This is a genomic window from Sphingomonas insulae (genome assembly GCF_010450875.1).
GTDB classification, from domain to species: domain Bacteria; phylum Pseudomonadota; class Alphaproteobacteria; order Sphingomonadales; family Sphingomonadaceae; genus Sphingomonas; species Sphingomonas insulae.
Genome location: NZ_CP048421.1, coordinates 76,698 through 97,602, shown reverse-complemented (window position 1 = coordinate 97,602; position 20,905 = coordinate 76,698). Strand labels below are relative to the sequence as shown.

23 protein-coding genes are annotated in these 20,905 nt (G+C 64.5%); 9 read left to right on the top strand and 14 right to left on the bottom strand.

Going from position 1 to position 20,905, the window contains the following annotated elements; all coding sequences use genetic code 11:
- Position 1: 1 nt before the first annotated feature.
- The 3 genes from virB10 to GTH33_RS01215 are packed head-to-tail and all read right to left on the bottom strand — an operon-like array spanning position 2 to position 3,009.
- Positions 2-1,321: a type IV secretion system protein VirB10 gene (gene virB10, locus GTH33_RS01225; RefSeq protein ID WP_163956693.1), complete on the bottom strand. Its 1,320-nt coding sequence runs from the start codon at positions 1,319-1,321 to the stop codon at positions 2-4.
- Position 1,322: 1 nt separating this feature from the next.
- Positions 1,323-2,330: a TrbG/VirB9 family P-type conjugative transfer protein gene (locus GTH33_RS01220; RefSeq protein ID WP_163956692.1), complete on the bottom strand. Its 1,008-nt coding sequence runs from the start codon at positions 2,328-2,330 to the stop codon at positions 1,323-1,325.
- Between the two features lies 1 nt (position 2,331).
- Entirely contained in the window at positions 2,332-3,009 is a 678-nt protein-coding gene (locus tag GTH33_RS01215) for a VirB8 family type IV secretion system protein (protein ID WP_163956691.1), read from the bottom strand.
- 56 nt (positions 3,010-3,065) lie between these two features.
- Here GTH33_RS01215 and GTH33_RS01210 point away from each other — a divergent pair, with 56 nt between their 5' ends.
- Entirely contained in the window at positions 3,066-3,272 is a 207-nt protein-coding gene (locus GTH33_RS01210; protein WP_163956690.1) for a hypothetical protein, read from the top strand.
- 186 nt (positions 3,273-3,458) lie between these two features.
- Here the strand turns inward: GTH33_RS01210 and GTH33_RS01205 are convergent, their stop codons facing one another.
- The 10 genes from GTH33_RS01205 to GTH33_RS01160 all read right to left on the bottom strand — a co-directional run bounded on the left by GTH33_RS01205 (position 3,459) and on the right by GTH33_RS01160 (position 11,690).
- On the bottom strand, positions 3,459-4,469 hold the full coding sequence (locus GTH33_RS01205; RefSeq protein WP_249054829.1) for a type IV secretion system protein: 1,011 nt from the start codon (positions 4,467-4,469) through the stop codon (positions 3,459-3,461).
- Positions 4,470-4,566: 97 nt separating this feature from the next.
- Positions 4,567-4,836 carry a hypothetical protein gene (locus tag GTH33_RS01200; protein ID WP_163956689.1) on the bottom strand — a complete coding sequence of 90 codons (270 nt, stop codon included), beginning with the start codon at positions 4,834-4,836 and terminating at the stop codon, positions 4,567-4,569.
- Positions 4,837-4,838: 2 nt separating this feature from the next.
- Entirely contained in the window at positions 4,839-5,564 is a 726-nt protein-coding gene (locus GTH33_RS01195; protein ID WP_163956688.1) for a TrbJ/VirB5 family protein, read from the bottom strand.
- A gap of 1 nt (position 5,565) precedes the next feature.
- The gene (locus GTH33_RS01190) at positions 5,566-7,932 is read right to left on the bottom strand and encodes a VirB4 family type IV secretion/conjugal transfer ATPase (RefSeq protein ID WP_163956687.1); all 2,367 of its coding nucleotides are present in this window, start codon (positions 7,930-7,932) and stop codon (positions 5,566-5,568) included.
- Entirely contained in the window at positions 7,925-8,257 is a 333-nt protein-coding gene (locus tag GTH33_RS01185) for a VirB3 family type IV secretion system protein (RefSeq protein WP_163956686.1), read from the bottom strand. Before GTH33_RS01185 ends, GTH33_RS01190 begins: the two co-directional genes overlap by 8 nt.
- Position 8,258: 1 nt before the next feature.
- Positions 8,259-8,579 (bottom strand): TrbC/VirB2 family protein, encoded by a 321-nt coding sequence (locus GTH33_RS01180; protein ID WP_163956685.1) that lies wholly within the window; start codon positions 8,577-8,579, stop codon positions 8,259-8,261.
- Between the two features lie 21 nt (positions 8,580-8,600).
- Positions 8,601-9,908: an LPD7 domain-containing protein gene (locus GTH33_RS01175; protein WP_163956684.1), complete on the bottom strand. Its 1,308-nt coding sequence runs from the start codon at positions 9,906-9,908 to the stop codon at positions 8,601-8,603.
- Entirely contained in the window at positions 9,905-10,477 is a 573-nt protein-coding gene (locus GTH33_RS01170; protein ID WP_163956683.1) for a lytic transglycosylase domain-containing protein, read from the bottom strand. The genes GTH33_RS01175 and GTH33_RS01170 overlap by 4 nt, the downstream gene beginning before the upstream one ends.
- Positions 10,474-10,827: a hypothetical protein gene (locus GTH33_RS01165; RefSeq protein ID WP_163956682.1), complete on the bottom strand. Its 354-nt coding sequence runs from the start codon at positions 10,825-10,827 to the stop codon at positions 10,474-10,476. The genes GTH33_RS01170 and GTH33_RS01165 overlap by 4 nt, the downstream gene beginning before the upstream one ends.
- Positions 10,824-11,690 carry a lysozyme family protein gene (locus GTH33_RS01160; protein WP_243848454.1) on the bottom strand — a complete coding sequence of 289 codons (867 nt, stop codon included), beginning with the start codon at positions 11,688-11,690 and terminating at the stop codon, positions 10,824-10,826. Before GTH33_RS01160 ends, GTH33_RS01165 begins: the two co-directional genes overlap by 4 nt.
- 261 nt (positions 11,691-11,951) lie before the next feature.
- On the opposite strand from GTH33_RS01160, the gene GTH33_RS01155 reads away from it, so the two are divergent.
- Positions 11,952-12,506: a helix-turn-helix domain-containing protein gene (locus tag GTH33_RS01155; protein ID WP_249054828.1), complete on the top strand. Its 555-nt coding sequence runs from the start codon at positions 11,952-11,954 to the stop codon at positions 12,504-12,506.
- Positions 12,507-12,793: 287 nt separating this feature from the next.
- Here the strand turns inward: GTH33_RS01155 and GTH33_RS01150 are convergent, their stop codons facing one another.
- Positions 12,794-13,039 (bottom strand): helix-turn-helix domain-containing protein, encoded by a 246-nt coding sequence (locus GTH33_RS01150; RefSeq protein WP_163956681.1) that lies wholly within the window; start codon positions 13,037-13,039, stop codon positions 12,794-12,796.
- A 457-nt stretch (positions 13,040-13,496) separates the two neighbouring features.
- Here GTH33_RS01150 and GTH33_RS01145 point away from each other — a divergent pair, with 457 nt between their 5' ends.
- The 7 genes from GTH33_RS01145 (at position 13,497) to GTH33_RS01115 (ending at position 20,695) form a co-directional block, all read left to right on the top strand.
- The gene (locus GTH33_RS01145) at positions 13,497-14,000 is read left to right on the top strand and encodes a hypothetical protein (protein WP_249054826.1); all 504 of its coding nucleotides are present in this window, start codon (positions 13,497-13,499) and stop codon (positions 13,998-14,000) included.
- 51 nt (positions 14,001-14,051) lie between these two features.
- On the top strand, positions 14,052-14,375 hold the full coding sequence (locus GTH33_RS01140; RefSeq protein ID WP_163956770.1) for a single-stranded DNA-binding protein: 324 nt from the start codon (positions 14,052-14,054) through the stop codon (positions 14,373-14,375).
- 212 nt (positions 14,376-14,587) lie between these two features.
- Positions 14,588-15,028 carry a hypothetical protein gene (locus tag GTH33_RS01135; protein ID WP_163956769.1) on the top strand — a complete coding sequence of 147 codons (441 nt, stop codon included), beginning with the start codon at positions 14,588-14,590 and terminating at the stop codon, positions 15,026-15,028.
- Positions 14,943-16,184, top strand: coding sequence for a DUF7146 domain-containing protein (locus GTH33_RS01130; RefSeq protein WP_249054824.1), 1,242 nt, complete (start codon positions 14,943-14,945; stop codon positions 16,182-16,184). The genes GTH33_RS01135 and GTH33_RS01130 overlap by 86 nt, the downstream gene beginning before the upstream one ends.
- 319 nt (positions 16,185-16,503) lie before the next feature.
- Positions 16,504-16,998: a hypothetical protein gene (locus GTH33_RS01125; protein WP_163956680.1), complete on the top strand. Its 495-nt coding sequence runs from the start codon at positions 16,504-16,506 to the stop codon at positions 16,996-16,998.
- Positions 16,999-17,136: 138 nt separating this feature from the next.
- The gene (locus GTH33_RS01120) at positions 17,137-18,918 is read left to right on the top strand and encodes an ATP-dependent nuclease (protein WP_163956679.1); all 1,782 of its coding nucleotides are present in this window, start codon (positions 17,137-17,139) and stop codon (positions 18,916-18,918) included.
- Positions 18,911-20,695 (top strand): ATP-dependent helicase, encoded by a 1,785-nt coding sequence (locus tag GTH33_RS01115; RefSeq protein WP_163956678.1) that lies wholly within the window; start codon positions 18,911-18,913, stop codon positions 20,693-20,695. Before GTH33_RS01120 ends, GTH33_RS01115 begins: the two co-directional genes overlap by 8 nt.
- Positions 20,696-20,905: the final 210 nt, after the last annotated feature.

The following is a 20,905-nucleotide window of genomic DNA, read 5'->3' as shown; positions in this document are numbered from 1 at the left end:
ATCAGGGCCGCAGGCGGACGTCATAGACCGAGCGGAAATCGAAATCTTTCGCCACGAAGATCGCAGCCGTGTCACCCTGGTTCTTCTTCAAGATCGGCTTGATGGTCATCGTGTTCTGCAGAACGGTCTGCGCCGTCGTGCCGGGAACCTGCGTGGTGTAGGTGCCTTGGCCGGCGACGGCCCGGCTAGCGATGCTCGATGCATCTTCCAGCACCGAGATGACGAGGCCTACGCCGAAGCGCGCCCAGAATTGGGTATCGACGCCGCCTGGAAGCCCGGCACGCCCGAGGCTGTCGGCGGCCGGCGACCCCAGGTCGATCGCGACGCCACGCGGCGTCAGGGCACGGGTCCACAGCACGAAAAGGCGCGCCTGGCCCTGGGTGATCCCTCCCGAATATTGCCCCAGCACCTTCGTCCCCTTGTCGAGCAGGACGATCCGGCCGTTCTCCGAATAGACGTCGTGGTTGATGACGCAGGAAACGAACCCCGCCTGGGTCGAGTTGATCGCCGTCTGGAGCGTGCAGGGGACGACTGTGCCTGCGCTCAGCAACAGATTGCGATCCGCGACCATGGTCGCGCGCACCGTCTGGATCGCGGAGTGGGCGAGCTGGTCAACAAAGTCGGTCGCACCCTTCGGTGCGGCATCATCCTCGCCCGGGGCACCGAAGCCGCTCGCGCCGAAACCCTGCCCCGCTACCATCGACCGTCCGCCGGATCGTTCGCCATCACCGCTCTGATCGAGGCTTCGCCCGGGCGCTCCGCCCACGCCGTCGCTAGTGGCACCCGTCATCGCAGGAGCGCCCGCGGCATTTCCGGTGTTGCCGAACGCCATGATCGGCGATCGGCGTGCCGCGTCCGCCATCGCTCGGGCCTGCTCGGCACGTCGTTGTCCGGGGCTCTGCTGACCGTTGGCCATCGAGGTCGTGCCGGTCGTCGCCGGAACGGCGTTGCCGTTGGCGTCGAGCGCCTGTTGCCCCGGCGGGGCTGCGATTGGTCGACCGAAGATGTCGGTCTGCGGGGCACCGGGTTGCCCGAGCTGGTTGGCGAGGAGCGCTCGCTGCGCATTGGGTGTCCCCATCACGTCGGCGACGGCCCGGTCGCTGGCCTTGGCGGGTTCGGCAGCGGCCGTCGCGCTGGGCGCGCGGTGGAAGGCACCATAGCCGATCGCGATGCCTCCTATGGCGCCGATCAGCCCAATACCGGCGCCGATGAGGGCCATGTTGCCCCACCCGCCGCCGCGCGCGACGACGGTATCCGGCTGATGGGAGGGCACACTGTCGGGGCTGATCTCGCCGCCGCGGTCGATGACGTTGTCGGCCATGTTACTGCCCCTTCACCTTGCGTTCGACGACGTTGGAAACCGTGCCAGTCCGATCCCCGCGCTCGTTGCGCAGTGGTGCCTCGTTGTAGATGCACAGCACGGTCGTACCGCGACGCAGCCGGATCTGCCGGTAGACGGCATGGATGACGACGAAATCCTCGCGGACATCGTAGGGGACGATCGTCTCGGTGCCGTCGACGTCGACCGCGAAGATCGACGGGATATCGGCATGGCCGGGGTAGCGCAGGACCGTGAACCCGCCGTTGTCGGAAATCTCGGTCGGTTGCAGCGAGGAATCGCCCTGCACGGTGTACTTCGTGTTGCGGGTGCCCTCGATCACCGCATGGTCGAGCGCGGCCGAGGTGATGTTCGTCTCGACCGCCTTCGCCGCCTGAGCCTGGGCCTGCTGCGCCTGCAGGGCCGCCATGGCACGCTCCTCGCGAGGGTAGCGGAAGCGGACGCCGTACATCGTCTGTGCGGTCCCCAGGGTAAGGTTGAAATGATAGGTGCGCGGCGCGCCACCGACGTTGGTCACGACGATGAGGTTGGTCCCACCCGCCCGCTCGCGGGGCTTGAGGAAGACGATGTTGCCGACAGGCGCAATTTGCCACGAAATCGTGTCGCCCAAAGCCGCCTGCGTGATCGTCTCGCCGGGGCCGAACTGGATCTCGATCGCGTGACGGAAGCTGCCGACGATCGTCACCACCTGGTCGGGATCGTAGGTGACGTCGCGGACCCGGGCGTCCTTGGGCCCCGGCACCGGTGTTTCCGAGGCGAATGCCGGATGCGGCACGAGCGTGACAGCCGCGACACCGACGATGGAGAGGGCGACAAGGCGATGCCAGATCGCACCGACGCCGCGCCAGAAGCGGCTCCTGGCGCCGCGGTGCGTCACCACCAGCGCGGTCGCAGGCGGCGAGAGACGAGCACCCAGTTTCTCGGCGAACGCAGGCATGAAGGGGACGACGACGGACACGTTCTCATACGGGGTGTTTGGCTTTTCGTTCATGTCACGCCTCCGGATCAGAGCGGTAGTTCACGACCTGGAAGCCGAGCGGATTGAGGTTCCGATCCTTTTCATGCTCAGGGGCTGTCGTGTATTTGAACGTCAGTATCGCGTTCCAATTCTGCGCGACCGGGGCGTTCTGCCCGAACGTGATGATCTTGGTGTAGCGGACCTGCGCCACGGTCGGGCTGAGGAAGCTGATCGTCCGGATCGCGATCGAGACGTAGCCCTTGTCGCCGTAGATGTTGGACGGCGCGTTCCTGTTGTTCGACTGGACGCCGGCGAGATAGCGACTGGCTTCGGCCTGGTCGCTCATGAGCATCACGGAATAGGCGTTCTCCCGGGCGGCATCGTTGAGCCACCCCTCGCGCAGCCGGACATATTGCGAGATGAAATAGCGGTTGACCGCCTCGTCATAGGTACGCGGCTGCGGTCCCTTGAGCGCGGTCACGATCTCGGTCTCACCCGACGTCCTGTCGACCCGGATGACATACGGTTGGACCGTCTTGAGCGGCGTCAGCATCGCCAGCGCAAAGACCGCGACGACGGCGAGCACGGTGGCACCCGCCGCGACACCCCAGGCAATCCGCCTCGACTGGATCGCGGCCCGCATCCGGTCGTATTCCCACGTCCTCGATGTCTCGAAATATTTGTCCTTATCCTCGGACTTCACCGCGCCCATGGCGTCGTTCCCTTCGTCAGCATGGGAGATAGGACAAAGCGACGTCCCGGCTCGATGTGCGTGATGCGGTCGCGGGCGCGGCCAGCGATCCCGACGTCGGGGCCGAGGGCATGCCGGTCTCGGGTGCCGGCGCAAGCGTCGGACTGGGTCCGGGTGGCGGTGCTGGTAGCGGACCGGGTCCCGGTCCCGGCACCACCATCGACTGTCCCCCGCTCTGGGAGGCGGGCAGCGGCACGGGCAGCGTCGGCAGGATCGAGCCATAGAGGTTGGCAGGACGGCGATGCTTGCCGTCACACACGACCGGCGCCTTGACGTGAGCCCCCGCGCATCCGCCAAGCGCTAGCGCGCCTGCCGCCACAATGATCAGCCTCTTCATACGATCTCCGTTCGCATCGATGCCGCGCTGGCGGTGTCCGGGTTCATGCTTGAAGCGACGATCACGGCGAGCTTCATGCGGCCCGGCTGACCGAGCCGCCGGTCGTTGCAGGCGCGCTAGCGGGGCGTCCGGCGCCTTGGGCGATGCGCCGGAACATGAGGCGGTTGGCCAACATGTTCGCGCCGGTTTGCAGGAAGCCGTGGCCGCTCGACGAGGCGCCGCCGGCGATCCCCGCGGCGATCGAGGGCGACTGGAAAAAGAAGATCGATCCGACGATATAGATCGCGCAGCAGACGATGGTCGCGATCACCATCAAATCGGCATTGAGACTCATGTACGTGCCTTCGAGGGAGTTGAAGGCGGAGCCGTCACCGAGCGATCCCATTATGCCGTCCATTGCCGCTTCCTGGAGACCGGTGATGAACTTGGTCATGATCGCCATGACGACCATCAGCAGGATGTAGTTGGCGGTTTGCTTCAGCCAGCCGTCAAACAGCCACCGCGACGAATTGAAGAGCAGGCACGCCAGCGCAAGCGGCGCGAGCGCGACGCAGATCGATACCGCCAGCTTCGCGAAGATGACGATGCAGAACCCGATGGAGGCCGATAGGAATGCGAAGACGTAGAGGATGGCGATGCAGCCGTAGGTGAAGATCGCACAGCGTAGTTGGATCAACGGCGTGCGCACATCGGTAAGCCCTTGCGAGGGCATTGCTTGAACCTTGGCATTAGCCGCGCGCATCCGCTTGGCAAGTTTGCCTGTATCGGAGACATAGGTATCGAATGTTGTGCCCGGGTTCGTGACCGGCGTGCCCGAGCCTGCCGCGATGATCTCGCTCGGCAGGTTGGTGGCGATATTCACCACGAACGTCGTGTACCCGATGGCGCTGGCCGCCGCGAGCGCGAAGCCGACCTTGCCGGCCTGGAACACGAGTTCGCGTAACGGGGCCTGGATCGCACCGCGCAGGACGGCGAAGCCGAGCAGCAGGAAGTAGATGGTTGCCGCCAGCGCCAGGGGGGCCGCCACGAAGCTGACCAGCCCCGACCCGAAGCTCGCGACAGCGCCAGCGATCGACGCCTCCACATAGCCGTACATCGTCGTGAATAGCGTCATGATGTTGATGGGGGCGGCAGCCATGTTTCAGACCCTGTTTTTCAGCGCGTTGCCAAGGCTGACGCGATCACCGGCGCTTCGTGTTGGCATCGAAGAAGTCGGAGGCCTTCTTCCCGGCCTCGATTTCGGCGATCGAAATTGTTGCCTCCTGCGTCGTTGAGCACAGCTCGCTCTTCCGGGCGGGAGCCAGACGGCTGTATTCGCCAGTGTCGCACTTTGCCCGCCACTCCGTGAGGAGCGGTCGGTTGGCAATCAGCTCGGAGGCTGTCGGCACGGTAACTTGCTGCTGGCACGCACAGATAAGGCCTAGAGCCAACAGCGGAAGGAATTTGCGCATGCTCATTTCCTAAGGGTGTTTGCGTCGTAGAAAGCTGCGGCGTCGCGACCGGCAGCAACCTCGCCCGCGCTGATCGCGAGATTGCCTTGTCCAGCCTGCGCCAGCTGGATCGCCTGCATTTTCAGCATGTCATTCTGGAGTTGCGCCTGCTCGACTGCGATGCGCGCCTGCAAATCCATCACGTCTTTCGGGTCGCGGGCGCTGGCGAGTTGCTGCCGAAGCTGGTCCAGTCCCTGCATCCGAACCTGCGTGATGTTGAGGGTGTTCTCGCCGAGGGCGGCGGTCACGGCAGCGGAGCCGGTCGAATCCCTCAAGGCCTGGTTGTAGGCCTCGTCGGCGTCCGAGGAGCCGGAGGCAGAAAGCCGGTAGCGCGACTGGATGTTGGCAGCGATCGTGCCCAGCGACCCGATCCCCGTCAGGTCGCCGCTCAGCAGGCTGTCGGTATCGATCGTGGTGGTCGGCAGGATGTTGCGGACCTGGGGCAGGTTCAGGGTCGAGGCGATCTCGCTCATGTTGGTCAGCTTGCGGAGCGAATTCAGCTGGTTCGTCGCGGTCTCGACCTGCTGCTTGCCCTGCTCGACCATCGTCAGCGTCTGGCGTGCGGTCTGTAGCGCCTGCAGGTACGTCGTCGTATCGAAAACCGGAATGCCCTGCGCGGCGGCAGGGGAGGTCGACATAGCGAGCGCGGTCGGGATCGCCGCCAGCAAGGCGATGGGCTTGAGCGACATATCAGCTTCTCCTTTGATCGGCGTAGAAGGCAGGCAACCACCGGGCCGGATCGTCACCCGCAAGCGCCATGGCCTCTTCCATGGCGACGAGGGTCTCCTCGCGACCCGACAGCACCTTGAGTTCGTTGGGCATCGCGCCGAGATCGAGCTTGGCGACGATCGACGTGTGTCCCTGCTTGACGAGGAAGCACCGGCTCTCGGGCGTCAGGTCCTCGCGGATCAGGCGATACTCGGCATCCGTCAGCCCGAGCCCGTCGCAATAGTCGGAGCGCTTCGCATCCGCGTTCGGCAGCAGGATCTTGGTCGCGGTCTGCTCGATGATCGAATGCGCAATCGGTGACCGCAGGGCGTCGGCGGGCGACTGGGTGCCGAACACCATGAAGGCGTTCCGCTTGCGGAAGGTCTTGAGCCCGTCCTGCGCGAACGCCCTAAACGCGTCGTCCTGCAGTGCCTTCCAGAACTCATCGATGTCGACCACGACGCGCTGGCCGTCCAGCAGCTCCTCGACCCGGTGGAACAGGTAAAGCATCGTCGGGGTACGGATCTCGGGATTTTCGAGGAATTGCGTCATGTCGAATCCGACGAAGCGGGCCGCCATCGAAACCTCGTCGACCGGACCGTCGAACGCCCAGCCAAGCGCGCCGCCCTGGCACCAGCGCTCGAGCCTGGCGCCGATCCCTTCGGCATCGGCGTAGCCCAGCATCTCGCGAAGGGCTCCGAAAGAGCGTGACGGCCCCGGCAACCGCATCACGGCATCCAGGCCGTCGTCGATCAGACGCTCCTCGGCGACCGTCAGCGGGCGGCTCTCGCGCCGCACCAGCACGCGGACGAATTGGCGGAGGAACGCGATGTTCGGTCGCGTAGGGCTGAGCCCCTTCAACGGCGCGAACCCGGTCGGCGCGCCGTTGCGCAGCGCGAGGTAAGTCCCACCGCACGCCCGCACGAAGATTTCCGCGCCCCGGTCCTTGTCGAAGAAGACCTGGCGCGCCCCCGTCTTCTCCAGCTGCGCCTGCAGGAAGTTCTGCAACACCGTCTTGCCGCCGCCGGTCGGGCCGATGATCAGCGTATGGCCGATATCGGCGCGGTGAAAATTAAACCAGAAGGATGAGCCGGCGCGCGTCTTGAGGAGCGTCACGGCGTCGCCCCAGTGGTTCCCGGATTTCCGCCCGGCCGGGAAGGTATAGAATGGGCTCAGCGCCGCGAAATTTCGGCTGTTGATGACCGCCGGCCGTGCCCGCATCCGGAAATTGCCGGGCAACTGGGCCCAGAACGCGGCCTCGAGCGCGACGTCCTCGCGTGCCATGACCATGCCGGTGTCGGCCGCGGCCGAGCGCGCGATCGAGAGCCGATCGAGCAGGCGCCGCGGATCATCGTCGATGACCGCGATCGACAAATGGTGCTCGCCCATCACGAACCGGTTCGCCATGAGGTCGTCGACGCCGTCGAGCAACTCGATCGCTTGGCTGACGCCGGCATCGTCGGACGACGTCATCTGCTTGTACTTCTTGGTGAAACGCTCGCTCGCGACCGACTTGACGAGAGGTGCGAAGCTCTGGGTCAGGACGAAGGGGAAGTCGATCTTCAGCAGGCTGTTGAACTGTCCCGTTCGGGTCGTGGCGACATATTCGCGCACCCCGAACATGCCGAGATAGTGCGACTTGTGCGGCAAGCGGATCTCCGCCGCCTCGCGGCCGAACACGATCCGCGACTGGTAAAGCGCCTGGCCGAGACGCCCGTCGAGCAGCGGAATGCGGATGCGGTCTCCGGTCAGGATGAAGTGCAATACCTCCATCGGCTTCGAGAACAGGACGCCGTCATGCTCGTAGAGCGACAGGCGTTCCGGCGCGGTATCGGCGAGGAGCGTCTCGAAGTCGCGGCATTTGTCCGCCATGATCGTCAGCGCGCGATCGTCGATCTCGAAGGCTTGCCGGCGCTTGCGGAACAGGCGCGTCACCTGGTCGCCCGCCATGTTGGACGGCCGCACGAGCAATGTGACGTAGAACTCGTTGTGGTAGAGCACCTTCTCCTTGAGCCCTTCGGCGTACCGCTCCTGGAGCGTGCGCGCGAAGTCGGAGTGGAACTCGCCTCCCAGGACCGGGTCGGTTGCGGTTCGCACGAGATGGGTCCAGAGCGCCACGCGATCGTCGCCGATCGAGCGCCACGCGATGTTGAGCTTGTTGTGCCAGGTGTTGAGGTCGGCGGTATCGCTGGTCTCGAACGGACGCCCGTCGACGCGGTACATTCGCATGAGCGAACCGTCTTCGAGCGCCACCAGCGTCTCGTCGATGTGCCGGGTGTAGGGGATGAACTTGACGTCGTCCGCCTCGCGGACCGCGATGGTCTTATGCTTGAGCCGTGTCTCAGTCATTGCCGAACCGTTTGCGTTTCACGGCCTTGCCCAGGCGGACGGGAGAATAGCTCCCGCCACCCCAGAACTTCCGGTTCTTCGACAGGAAGACGGTCTGGAACCACAGGCCCCAGAGCCGGAACGAGTTGAAGTCGTAATGCACGACCATGCGCGCCGGGAAATACAGCGCGCCGAACAGGGCCAGGGGGAAGAAGGGATTATGCAGGATCCCCCAGACGACCATGCAGACCATGATGATCGGCAGGATCGCCTCGAGCGGCAGTCCCATGAACACCGATGGCCTGGTCATGGCCAGAAAGACTTTGTCTTCCGCCAGCTTCTCCATGTCAGGCGGACCCGCCCATCCAGCCGACGATCGTCGCGGCCGAAAAGATGATGCCGATCCCGATCAGCACGGTGACGGCGCGGCCCCAGTCCATGCGGCCGGTGAGCTTGGCGTAGCCGACCGCCATGACGGCAATGACGCCGACCACGGATGCGATCGTCACCATCCACGTCTTGATCGTATTGAGGCCGGACTCGATCGCGGTGCCGTCCGCGAAGGCCGGCTGCGCGATCGAGATCAGCGCCAGCGCGCCGGCAATGCCGACGATCTGGCGGGCACGGGCGTCGGACATCATCCGGCCCTTCTTCGGTGGAATCGTCATGCGGTTCTCCATGGCTGCGTGTCACCTCTCCAGGTCGGGCTGGGCTTGCATCGGCTCGATCTGCCGAACCGGCGTCGGCTCGCGAACCGCGACATCAAGGCCGCGCCGCAGCACGCCCGAGATCATGTGTCGGCTTTCGAGGTTCGCCGAGGCTATCTGGCCCGCGTCGCCGTCGAAGACTTCGCCGATATGCCGTTCCATCGCCGCCTGGGCCTCAAGGGCGCTCGCCAGCCGCGGCTCGGCGGCGATCCGCTCCGCGCCGCCATGGAGGAAGAGTTCGGCCAGGTCGTCGCTGCCATGCCGACGATCGGCGGCGGCATCCCGTGCCCCGTCCGGCCTTGCGGCGCGGCCGGCGGATCCGACTTCCGGGCCCACGATGATGGGCTCGGCGACGGGGGGACCGTCGCGGTCTTGGGCTAGCTTGTCGGCGAGCGATACGACCGTACCCGTCTCTTGCGCCAGAACGGACCGATTGAGGCCAGACCGGACGAGATACACCGCGTCGGCAACCTCGCGGTCCCAGGCATCCGCCTTGCCCATTTCGCGCAGCGCATCCGGCTCGTAGCCTGACCGCTCGAACGCTTTTACCAGCGTCGGGCTCTCGAGCGCGCGCTCCAGTGCATTCTCCAGCGCTTTGCGGTTCAGCGCGATCCGCTCGGCCTCGACGTCGCGCTGGAAGGCGTCCTTGTCCCCGCCAGTGATGGCGAAGAGCGCCTTGCGGTCCTCATTGTGCCGGCTGAGCGTCAGCAGGAGCCGTCGATCGCCGTCCGACAGCTCCAGTCCGCTTGTTTCCGCCGGTGGCGCTTGTGCGGCGCGATCACGACCGGCATCGGCATCCAGGGCAGGTCGGACCACCTCGCTGCCAGCAGCTTGGGGGGAAGTGGGCGCTTCGCTTGGCCTCTCGCGCTCGCGCCGTGCCGCCACTTGCCCGCGCAGCGCCTCGACCCGCTCGGCTTCCGCGAAGGAGGGCTCATAGCCGCTGACCGTCAGGCCCTCGCGGGTCGCCGCCGACCACACGGTCTGGCGGAACTCGGGCGACCCCTCGACGTCGATCCGATCCCAGCCGTTATGCTGGGCGATCTTCACGAGGCTCGCGACCGTCTCCGCATCCTCGAGGCGCGCGACGATACGGTTGTCGGTGATCTCGATCGCGGGGCGTTCGCGCTCGCCGGCCCGGAAGAGCCCGAGCCGCTGTTCGCTGCCTCCCGCAGCCTCGATGATCCGGACTTCGTACCGCGCCGTCAATTCGGGCGGGATCTCGAAGCCGGTTTGTGCGGTTTGGGGATCGGCCTCGCGCCCGCCACGCGCGATGCTGTTATCCGCGCTCATTTGAACACCTCGACGAGGTTCGACGCGACCGGCCCGACGACCCAGACGTCGCGATCTCCTGACGGCGTCACTTGAGCGGCGGGAAGGGGTGGGGCCGCTGCGACCGAACCCAGGTTGGTGGCGGCCGTCCAGACGCGAGCGACATAGCCGTTGCGAAGGCCACGGGTCAGACTGCCGGTATTGTAGAGTGAGTAGGTGGCCGAAATCGCGTCGAGGCCGTCATAATGCCGACTGGCGAGGCCATAGCCCTGTCGAAGCACGGACGCGGCGAGCTGCAAATTCACGCAGGGCTTGAATGCCTGCTCGACGGTCACGCCGAGCCGCGCGAAATTGGCGGAGTTGATCTGCGCGAGGCCGACATCGACCGTGTATCCCGCCACCATGTAGCGGCGGACGATCGCCGCGCCCTCGGCGACGGAGCCCGCACGGACGCGGGGTCCCTTGTTGACGTTGATCTGCAACGGGTCGCCGCCGCTCTCGGTCAGGACGAGCGGCACCACGGCCTCGGTCGCGATCCCCGGCGCACAGGCTTTCGCGAGCGCGACGATGGCGGGGACATCGTAGGTCATTGCTGGGTGACCGTCCGATAGCGGGTGTCGAGCGCATAGCGAGACGTGGCGCCGTCGGACCGGGTCATCGTCAGGTCATAGCCGTGCCTGACTCTCCGCACGGCCATGCCGACGCCCGTGCAGGTCGGGAAGAAGCCGCCCAAGGCAAGGACGTTCCAGAGCTTGGTGATCGGCGGCACGCATGCCGCATAGGTGGTAGGCGAGCCGGGGGTGGCGAGGCAGAGAACCACCTGGCAGCCCCAGTCCGAGGCGCTCGCCGGCTGGGGCATCGTAACCGCCGCCAGTCCCGCGATCGAATAGGCCAGCCCGCCGATGATGCCGGCGAGCCTGTTGCGACCCTGTGCGATCATGACCCACCTCCATGCGTGGCATGCCAGTCGGCGCTGGCGAACACGTCCCACCGCGCCGGAACTGTCTCCGGCGACCGAGGCGTCACCGCAATCGTGGCCGACGCGTCGTTCCGGGGCGGCCCGGGCGATGCGTCCGCGCTGGCGACGGTGACCACCCAATCCTCGTCGCCCTCGATCACGCGGGTCCGGTCGATGACCTGGCCGGGCCGCGCGAAGGCGATGTGCCAATGCGTGGCGTGCCCGCGATCGCCCGGGCCCAGCAACTCCATGAGCCGGATGTTGCTCGCGCCCATGAGCGCGCGGATCTGCCCCCGATTGATCGTATCGACGCCGCCTGCGGGGACGAAATCGACCGCCTGTCCGACCTTATGCCAGCTATGCCGCGCGCCATAGCTCGCGTTCATCGGCCTGATGGTGTCGGTGATCCGTGCCCCGAACGCACGCCGGAGAAGTGCCGTGACGCTCGAGACGGTGGCGCTCCCAGAGCCCGGCACCGTCGGCGTGCCGTCGTCGATATGCGCGAGCGCGCAAGGGTCGAACACGGACGCGGGCGTGACGCCGTAAGTCGTGAAGTCGCGTCCGTCGATGGCGAGCGGTCCTGCCTGGAAGTCGGCGCCGAGCGCGACAAGGTCGCGTACCGTGGCCTCCGCATCGGCTTGGGTTCCGGGCTGGCGGACGAGCGCCGCACCCGTATGGACCGTAACCGCATAGGATGCCGGGACCGGTGATCCAGCCGCTCCGAGCCCTGCAGCGCAGAGCTGAATCGCCTTAGCCGTAAGTCCTGCCGGAAGCATGATGCTTCCTCCGTCTGTTACAGTCCAGAAAAAGCAATGGACGATATTGACGATGACTGCAACAGCCAATTGGGAATGCCGTGCAAGCCAATTCAGGTCGTTACGCTGACGAAATGCCTTCAGCGGGACCTACCCACTGGTTGCCGACCCGAGGCGGCTCGCATAGAAAACCCGCTTTTCGGAGACGTAGCGCTGTGTCAGCCTGGCCTCCGATTGGATCCATGACGGGCGAGGGGCAGGGAATTGGGCAGGACCGTCGCATATCTCAGCGAATGCCAGGGATCCGCGACGATCGACGATCAGAAGGCGTGTCTCGGACCCGATGACTATGTGATCGTGGCGGACCGGCAAAGCTTCAACAAGCTCGGCGACCTGCTGGCACGCCACGGCATCAAGCTTACCGCGGGCGATCGCATCAAGGTCTATGACCTGTCCTGCATCACGCTGTCGACGACCACGCTCATCCGGACGATGACCAAGATGCTCTCCCGCGGCATCGCGTTCGAGATCGTCTCGGCCGGCATCGTGATCGAACCCAGAGCAGACGACAAGCTCCACGCGCTGCTGGGCGCGCTCGATGGCCACTATGGCTATCTTCACGGACTCAAGACCCATCCGATCGAGACGGCGTCCCGGGGCCGCCGGCGGATCCTCGATCCCGACCAACTCCCGCAGATCCGCGCGAAGCTGGACGCGCCGGGCGCGACCGCGACCGATGTTGCACGGGAGCTAGGCGTGGCGCGCTCCACGCTGTTCAATTTCCTCGATCGCTACGGCCGGGACCGCGGCGCCGAGGGGGGCGAGCAGTCTGAACAACGGCGTTCCGACGACGCTGGCGATCAGGGTCATGTCCCGGAGGGTAAGGCGAACCAGCGTCCCGCCTAGGATGCGTTCGACGCGGGTCAAAGGCAGCCCCGCGCGCGTGGCGAGATCGTTCAGCGTCAGCCCTGTCTCGGCCAGCGACGCCTCGACCCGGTGCCCGAAACGGGACCGCAACGCACTACTCTGAGCCACACCAACTCCCCTGATCCGATGAGATCGTCAGGTCTTCGGCCAACGGCTCGGGTCACGCCGAGCGAGCGGTCGATATATTCACGGTAGGGGGCAGGGGGCACGACAACAACGCCATAGACGGAGTGAAATGTCAGCCGGTCCGGATGGAATTCGCGACCTTATTCGGCAGGCCGGATCATGTCCCATGCCTCGGCTCCGACGGTTTCGGCCAGTTTGACCATCATCTCGAGCGTTGGATTGGCGCGACCGCGCTCGATGAGCGAGATGTAGGCCGCAGTGATGTCCGTCTGTTCGGCCAACTGGGCCTGGGTCAGGTCACATGCGCGCCGACGTTGCTTCAGGCGCTCGCCGAAGAGTTGCGCGGCGGGTGATCCAAGTTCATCGACCTCGAGATATTTCGGCATTCCTTGACCCTATCGAGGATGTACGCGGTCTGAGGCGATGCTCGATACCCTCCCGCGTCTATACCGCACCACAGCGCACGCGCAGCAAGAAACCGTTCGCTGGAACCGCGCGTGGCTCAGAGCTGGCCTCAGCCGCTCACCCCCTTGTTGTCCGATATCGTGATATGTAATATATGGACTATGGTTGAGATCGCGGCTCTACCAGCGGTCGAGGCGAACGAGCACGAATGATGGACCCGGAGCCAAGTCCAGATCTCTTGAAGTTCCGACGGATCGTGGCGCGGTTTGCCCCGATCGCTGGCTGGGTAACGTGCTGAGAGCGCGGGCGCTTCTCGGCGGCCTCGCGATCGTCGCTGTCGTCGCGCTTTTGCACGGGCCCCGGGGGAGCAGCGCGGCGGCCCAAGCCGACGATCGGTCCCCATGCACCGCGGCAGGCGCGGGCTATATCTGCGATGCCGTGGCCGGCCTCTCCACCGCGCTTCGCCGCCCGATCTTGCCCTTGCAGGGCGAAATACTGCCACCCCGCACCGTCCCCGGCGCGGTCGATCCGGCCATCACCCAGGCGGACATCGATACGACGATCTGCCGGCCGGGCTACGCGGCGTCGGCGCGACCGCCCTATGCCATCACCGATCCGCTCAAGCGGCGCCTGATGGGCGTGCACCACCCGGGCGAAGCGATGGCGGACTATGAGCTCGATCACCTAATCCCGATCTCATTGGGCGGTGCGCCGCTCGATCCACGCGATCTCTGGCTGCAGCCACGGCGCGGCCAGGCCAATGCCGGCGACAAGAACGTCCTGGCCTATGTCCTCTGGCGACTGGTCTGTGAGCACCGCGTCCCGCTCGCAACCGCGCAGCGTGCCATCGCTCGGGATTGGACCGAGGCCTATCGCCGCTACGCCACCCCGAACAATGTAGCGAGATACCATTTCCGACATGGGGCAGACGCGCGTGACTAAAGTGCGCCCCTAATTCCCGTGCTGCGATCGACATCCACGAAGGAGGGTATGATGCCACAGAATATCGCCGAGTTCCGGATCATCGGCAGGATCGGCAAGATCACGTCGCGCGAGAAGGTTCGCTACGTCAGCGTCGCTGCGAACTATAATCGCCGCGACGGCGACAACTGGAAGACCGATACGCTCTGGAACAGCGTCGTCTGCTTTTCCAATGTCGCGAGCCAGGTCGAGGCCGCGGGGAAAGGCGATCTGGTCCATGTTACCGGGCGCGTTCGCGAGAGCAGCCACGGGGAGGGGAACGACGTGTCCTATCGCACCGAGTTGATCGCGGACACCTTCTCGGTCCTCGCCAAGGCCGATAGCGAGAGTGACTGAAATGCGCGATGGAAGCGGCCTGCGGCACGGCTCTATCGGCGCTGCGCACCGACCGAACCCGCGCGCGGGTGCGGCCCAACCGGGTGGCGATCCTCGCTTGGGGTGTCATGGGACGGGCGATCGCGCTTTAATGGGCGACTATCGCTCGACAACGCCGCGAACAGGTGAACTTTCTCCTTTCGTTCCGGCATCAAATGACTCAGAATCGCGTCATGCCGATCCGCCCGGAACATCGCTGGCTCTACCCGATCGACTGGCCCGAGATCAGCCGGATCGTGCGCTTCACGCGGGCAGGGGGGCGCTGCGAGCACTGCCGGCGACCGCACGGTCGCCACGTCGCCCAGCTCGGCACCGACGGCATCTGGTGGGATACGACGATCGCAGCCTGGTGCGATGGCCGCGGGCGGCAGCTCCGCCAGCAACCCGCCTTCGTGGCCCTCGAGCGGATCCGGATTACGCGCAAGCCGGTCTATCTCGCGACCGCGCACCTCAACCACGATCCGACCTTCAGTGGGCCACGCTGGCGCAACCTCGCCGCGCTCTGCCAGCGCTGCCACATGATCCACGATGGTCCCGAGCATCGCCGTCGTCGCTGGTGGAACGCGTTTCGTCGGCGCGCGCTCGGCGACCTTTTTTCGGGTCGCTACAGCTAGTCGCGGCCTCTGCCGACGAAGCGGTTCAAGCGGCGTTCCGGGACGAGTTCGTGCTTTCGAGTATGAAATCCCCGAGCGCGATCGTATCGTTCGCATACCGGCAGCCCGGGCGCGCTGGACCGGCGTGGAGCATCGACGCCCGCTGGCGGCGATCGCGCTCGCTTCCCGGCGGGCCAGCAGAGGGGAGGGTGCTGCCTGGTTTCCCGTCGATGTTCCGGAGACCGGCGTGACCGAACCCTACCAAACCCACAGGACGATCGTCATGGCGCGACTGCCGCTGGACGCTGAGATCCGGGCCAAGGCCATCGTCGAGCAACTCGGCGGGGTCTGGCGCGGCAACCGCGGCGAATGCCGCTGCCCCGCCCATGATGACGGCACGCCGAGCCTGTCCGTCCGGCTTGGCGATACCGCGATCCTCTTCCACTGTTTCGCCGGTTGCACCACGGTCGAGGTGTTGAAGGCGTTGCAGCGCCGGCGGCTTCACGACCGTTCGGCCGTGGCGATGCCGGAGGGCAAACCGAAACGCGACATGGGCGCGCTGGCCCTGCGTATCTGGCAGGCAAGCAAGCCGGTCGCGGGCACGCTCGCCGAAGACTATCTGCGCGCTCGCGGCCTTTCCCCGCCCTTTGCCAAGGCGCTTCGCTTCAACCCGGCAACGGTTCTTGGATCTGGCGCCGACAAGCGCGTCATGCCGGCTATGATCGCCGCGGTCGAAAACGATCTCGGTCTAGTCGCAATTCAGCGGACCTTCCTCGATCCTGACGATGTGCTGCGCAAACCGATACTGAAGCCCAAGGTGGCGTTGGGGTTGCTCGGCACCGCGGCAATCAGGCTCGCGCCCGCGAGCGACGAACTGGGTCTCGCCGAGGGGATCGAGGATGCCCTTTCGGCGATGCAGTGGTTCGGCACGCCGACCTGGGCACTGGGCGGTGTCGAGCGGCTCGCCTTCGTCGCAATCCCAGACAAGGTCCGACGGGTGATCGTCTATGGCGATCGTGGAAGGGCCGCGGATCGGCTGATTGAGAAGGCGCGCGATCACCTCACGGCGAATGGGCGCGAGCTGATATGTCGAGTGCCCGAGCATCACGATGATTGGAACGACGCTTGGAGGGAGAACCTCGGCTTAGAATGCGGCGATGATCATTGCCGGGACTAAGCGGACGGTCTGCATAGGTGAAAGTGGTGGAGAGCGGCCTGTCCGCTTTCGATCAGTGATCGCGAAGAAGCGGACGTTCGTTCAGGCAGCAGGGCAGGGGGCTTGAACGCGTCGTCCTTCCGAATCGCGAGCGGAATTGTGACGCGGCCTTCTGCCACTTTCAAACCGGCAAAAACCTGTACGCCAACGCGCAGGAGCACAACCGTCCGGTTGTGACACCTTACTCTAGCTTTATGCATTTAGAGCAAGACCATATTGATTATAATTTTTCTACCGTTTAGAACGTGTCATACGCGTTCATGATGTAGAGGATTTCGGTATGTCGGTCATCGTCCCCAACGTTCGTGAAGCCTTGAACAACGTTCGCCGCTTCGCTCGGGAGGTGAAGACCAGCACCATTCTCCAAAGCCGCTTGGCTTACGCACGTGCCTGGTATGCCCACCGGGATGTGGAGGGTGATTGGCATTTCGGTCCCTCCAAATTTATCGGCTACGAGGGCATGACAGCCAAGGAATATGTGAACGAAGAACACCGTGACGGCCGGATAACCGAACGTCAGCTTGGCCAGTGGTTTACCCAAGTTCCGGAAGGAACACCGCTCCATGCGGAACTGGATCAGGCGTTGCGTTCATTCTTGGAAAGATATGGTAAGGTGCCTAGCTCGCTGTCGCGCATTAACGTCACCGCTAACTTCTACGCCGAACACGTCCCAGGTGGCGATCTGCCCGAGGATCGAATGGTTGCCGACCTCCTGATCGCCGTTGCACGCCGCTTACCTCAGATGGAGCGCGATCGGGTTCGTGCCGCTCTGTAGATAATACGCCCATCGCGACAGATGCTCATCCAACCAAAGTTGCTATCTCTGAAATAGATGCATCTCCGCTTGACGCCGTACGGAATATTTGAAGATTTGAGCGCCTACAGCCAATAACAAACCGCGAAGGGAGAGATAGTGCGCCTGACCAAGCTGAGCATCCGCAACTTTCGCAATTTCCAGACAGCCGACATCGCGCTTGCGGGCAATGTCGTGCTGCTGGGCGAGAATCGAGTAGGCAAAAGCAATCTTTTGTTCGCTTTCCGCTTGGTCCTAGACCCGACGCTTTCGGATGCGGCGCGTCAGCTTAAGCTTACCGATTTTTGGGACGGCTGCGACCACTCTGGCAATCCAGCGATCGAAGTACATGTCGATTTTTCAGGCTTCGACGATGACGATGCGCTGGTCGCGCTCCTAACCGATTTTCGAACGGCGACCGATCCGGGCACCGCGCGGCTAAGTTATGTTTTCCGCAAAAAGGCGGACGTTGCAGGCCCGCCTAAATCAAGTGAGGATTGCGAATTCGTGGTCTATGGTGGCGGCGATGAGGCTCGCGCCATCCAACCACGCGTGCGCCGACGGATTGCGATCGACCTCCTTGACGCTTTGCGAGACGCGGAAGGTCAGCTCGGTTCATGGCGTGGTTCGCCGCTCCGGCCCCTGCTAGAGGATGCGGTTGCGGCCGTCAGCCAAGCTGAACTGGGGGATGTTGCCGCGGATCTAGAGACTGCGACGAAGAAGCTTGAGGCTTTCCCTTCGATCCAGGCGCTTGAGGCATCGCTGCGATCGGGCATTCTCGACCTCGCCGGCTCAGCCCACGATATTGACGTGCGCCTACGCTTCGCGCCTGCGGACCCGTTGCGCCTGTTTCGCGCGATCGCGATGTTCATCGACGGCGGCAAGCGCACCCTCTCGGAAGCAAGCCTCGGCTCGGCCAATGTTGCGCTTATCGCGCTGAAGCTTGCCGAGTTCGCTTGGCGACGTGCCAAGAACGAACGCAACTTCTCGTTGCTCAGCATTGAGGAACCCGAAGCCCATCTGCATCCCCAGCTCCAGCGCGCGGTATTCGATAAGCTCTTTAACGCCGGCGACCCAGCCCAAGCACTAATCGTCACCAGCCACTCGCCGACCCTGGCGGCTGTCGCGCCGCTCCGCTCGATTGTTCAGCTGCGGTCTCATGACGGCGCGACACGTGCTTATTCTTTGGCCGAGCTGCCGGTCACGCCGGATGAGCTCGATGATATCGAACGCTATCTGACCGCTACCCGCTCGGAGATCCTCTTTGCGCGCGGAGTGCTCTTCGTCGAAGGCGATGCCGAGGAGGCGCTCGTCCCAGTTTTTGCCGATGCGCTTGGCAAGAAGCTTGATCGGCTCGGCATCGCCGTCTGCAACGTCGCGGGCGTCAATTTCAGTCCCTACGTGAAGCTTGTGGCCAGCCTCGGGCTACCCTTCGCGGTTATCACCGACTGGGATCCACTCGACGGCACTAAATTGCCGCTCGGGCTCACCCGAGTGCTAAACCTGTGCGACGATGTTAGTTCGCTCTACGGCCAGCCCGCAATGACACTCGCCGACCGGCTCAATTGGGAACTCTCAGATTTTGCCGCCTTCAGTGCCGCTTGGGCAAACACCGGCTATTTCCTCAACGACCAGACCTTCGAGGTCGCCGTGGCGGCAACGCCGGGCCTGCAGACCGCCTTGCTCGACATTCTCGACGAGCAGGGATTCGGCACGATCAGGACGCGGCGGATCGCCGCCTGGCGGGCCGGGGCACCGGTCGAGCCGACCCAGCTGCTAGCCATGATCGCCGATATCGGTAAGGGGCGTCTCAGCGCCAAGCTCGCAAAGAAGATGCCACTCGGTGTCCCCCCGCCGGCCTATATCGCCGCGGCCATTCAATTCGTAGCCGACCGTGTCTAACCAGAAGGCACTTGCCGCGGCTTTAGCCGAGCTAGACCGCAATCCCGAACAGAGCGTCGCCGTGCGTGAGCGCGGGCACTGTGTCGTGCTGGCGGGGCCGGGCAGTGGCAAGACTAAGACGCTTACCACGGCGATGGCCCGCGCGCTCGTTCAGGACGTAGTCGACCCGCGTGGGGTCGCCTGTATTACCTACAACAACGAATGTGCAATCGAACTCGAGACCCGCCTCGCGCGCCTCGGCATCCATGCGAGCGAGCGCAGCTTCATCGGCACCGTCCACAGCTTCGCGCTCACCCAAGTGATCACACCCTATGCGCGCTGCATCCCCGGGCTGCTGCCGGCTGAGTTTCGTGTGGCGGACACGGCCGAGCGACGCTCGGCCGTCGAGATCGCCTATCGGGCCGTATTCGGCGAGGACCAGTTCAACCCGCACGACCGCTGGGGGTTTGCTGAGGAGAAGAGGCGACGTGAGGTCAACCGTGCGCTGCCGGCCTGGCGAGGCGAGAATCCAGAGCTCGCCCAGTTCATCGAAGCCTATGAAGCGGAGCTGCGTCGCTGCGGCCTGATCGACTTCGATGACATGCCGCTCATCGCCTTTCGCATGATCGAGTCGCACGCCTGGATCCGCGACGCTTTGCGCGCCCGCTTTCCCATCCTCTTCGTCGACGAATATCAGGACCTTGGCCATGCGCTCCATGAGCTAGTCCTGCTGCTCTGCTTCGAGGGCGGCATGCGCCTGTTTGCGGTCGGCGATGCCGATCAGTCGATCTACGGTTTCACCGGCGCCAATCCCGAACTGCTCCAGAGCCTGCTGGCGCGGCCGGGTGTCCGTGAGGTGCGGCTGCGATTTAATTACCGTTCGGGAGCCAAGATCATTCGCGCCTCGCTTGGCGCGCTTGGCGAAGAGCGCGACTATCGCGGGCTCGACGATGCTCCCGAGGGTGATCTCGCCTTCTGGACAGTGAAGGGCGGGCACGATGCCCAAGCTGGCGCAATTGCTGCCAGCATCCTTCCCAAATTGCTCGCGCGTCACCCCCACGAGGAGGTCGCGGTCCTCTACCGGGCGGCCTGGCTCGGCGACAAGGTTGCCGCCGCACTTGACGAACACGCCATCCCCTATGTCCGCACAGACGGCAATGCCCTTATCAAAAGGAGTTCACGCCTCGCGCGCTTCGTAGAAAGCTGCGCCGCCTGGGTCGCCGGCGGCTGGCGCGAGGCCGACCCACCTTATACACGCCTGCTCGGCCAAGCGCTGGCGCTCGTTTTCGGCGGTCGTGCCAGCGATTCCGAAGAGCAGGCCGTCTCCCGCCAGCTCATCGCCTTCCTGCGCAGCGGCATCGGCGCAGGCGAGAACGCGCATGCTTGGCTCCAGCGCTTCTCGCGCGAGTTACTCGCGTCCTGGCGCCAGGTTGCGCGTAATCCGCAGCAGGAATGGGAGGTACTCGCCGAGCTCATTTCTCGGACCAATCCCGCACAGGACAAGGACATGGCGCTCAACATCTTCGCAGGCCGGATCGAAGGCAGCGGTCGCGTCAGCTTGAGCACACTACACAGCGCCAAAGGACGCGAGTTTGATGCGGTGATCCTATTCGGCATGAACGCCGGCGACATCCCGTCGAACCGCGACAAGAAATCGACCGGATCGCTTCGCGAAGCTCGACGGCTCTTCTATGTGGGCGTCACCCGGCCGCGCAAAGAACTGGCTATCGTCTTCCAAGAGGGCAATCATTCGCCGTGGATCGCCGAGCTGTCTCGCCGCAGCAAGGGCAATCTCTAACGGGCAATGAGAACCGCTTCGGTCCGAGGCAACCCCGGCAATGGTACCTCCGAGGTCGTCCGGGTTGAGCCGGCCAGGCGGCGTGCCGGAAGCGGAGAGCAGCTTACCTGAAAGCAATCATTCCGACTTGCACCCAGAACCAATGATTCGTCGGTATCACAGCCGATCAGATGTGACACCGATGTTTTAGCATTACGAAGATTATGATCG

What these genes read in the sequence shown, in the direction of transcription:
- virB10 (WP_163956693.1), bottom strand. Translation starts at nt 1,321, where the DNA reads ATGGCCGACAACGTCATCGACCGCGGCGGCGAGATCAGCCCCGACAGT.
- GTH33_RS01220 (WP_163956692.1), bottom strand. Translation starts at nt 2,330, where the DNA reads ATGAACGAAAAGCCAAACACCCCGTATGAGAACGTGTCCGTCGTCGTC.
- GTH33_RS01215 (WP_163956691.1), bottom strand. Translation starts at nt 3,009, where the DNA reads ATGGGCGCGGTGAAGTCCGAGGATAAGGACAAATATTTCGAGACATCG.
- GTH33_RS01200 (WP_163956689.1), bottom strand. Translation starts at nt 4,836, where the DNA reads ATGCGCAAATTCCTTCCGCTGTTGGCTCTAGGCCTTATCTGTGCGTGC.
- GTH33_RS01195 (WP_163956688.1), bottom strand. Translation starts at nt 5,564, where the DNA reads ATGTCGCTCAAGCCCATCGCCTTGCTGGCGGCGATCCCGACCGCGCTC.
- GTH33_RS01190 (WP_163956687.1), bottom strand. Translation starts at nt 7,932, where the DNA reads ATGACTGAGACACGGCTCAAGCATAAGACCATCGCGGTCCGCGAGGCG.
- GTH33_RS01185 (WP_163956686.1), bottom strand. Translation starts at nt 8,257, where the DNA reads ATGGAGAAGCTGGCGGAAGACAAAGTCTTTCTGGCCATGACCAGGCCA.
- GTH33_RS01180 (WP_163956685.1), bottom strand. Translation starts at nt 8,579, where the DNA reads ATGACGATTCCACCGAAGAAGGGCCGGATGATGTCCGACGCCCGTGCC.
- GTH33_RS01175 (WP_163956684.1), bottom strand. Translation starts at nt 9,908, where the DNA reads ATGAGCGCGGATAACAGCATCGCGCGTGGCGGGCGCGAGGCCGATCCC.
- GTH33_RS01170 (WP_163956683.1), bottom strand. Translation starts at nt 10,477, where the DNA reads ATGACCTACGATGTCCCCGCCATCGTCGCGCTCGCGAAAGCCTGTGCG.
- GTH33_RS01165 (WP_163956682.1), bottom strand. Translation starts at nt 10,827, where the DNA reads ATGATCGCACAGGGTCGCAACAGGCTCGCCGGCATCATCGGCGGGCTG.
- GTH33_RS01150 (WP_163956681.1), bottom strand. Translation starts at nt 13,039, where the DNA reads ATGCCGAAATATCTCGAGGTCGATGAACTTGGATCACCCGCCGCGCAA.
- GTH33_RS01140 (WP_163956770.1), top strand. Translation starts at nt 14,052, where the DNA reads ATGCCACAGAATATCGCCGAGTTCCGGATCATCGGCAGGATCGGCAAG.
- GTH33_RS01135 (WP_163956769.1), top strand. Translation starts at nt 14,588, where the DNA reads ATGCCGATCCGCCCGGAACATCGCTGGCTCTACCCGATCGACTGGCCC.
- GTH33_RS01130 (WP_249054824.1), top strand. Translation starts at nt 14,943, where the DNA reads ATGGTCCCGAGCATCGCCGTCGTCGCTGGTGGAACGCGTTTCGTCGGC.
- GTH33_RS01125 (WP_163956680.1), top strand. Translation starts at nt 16,504, where the DNA reads ATGTCGGTCATCGTCCCCAACGTTCGTGAAGCCTTGAACAACGTTCGC.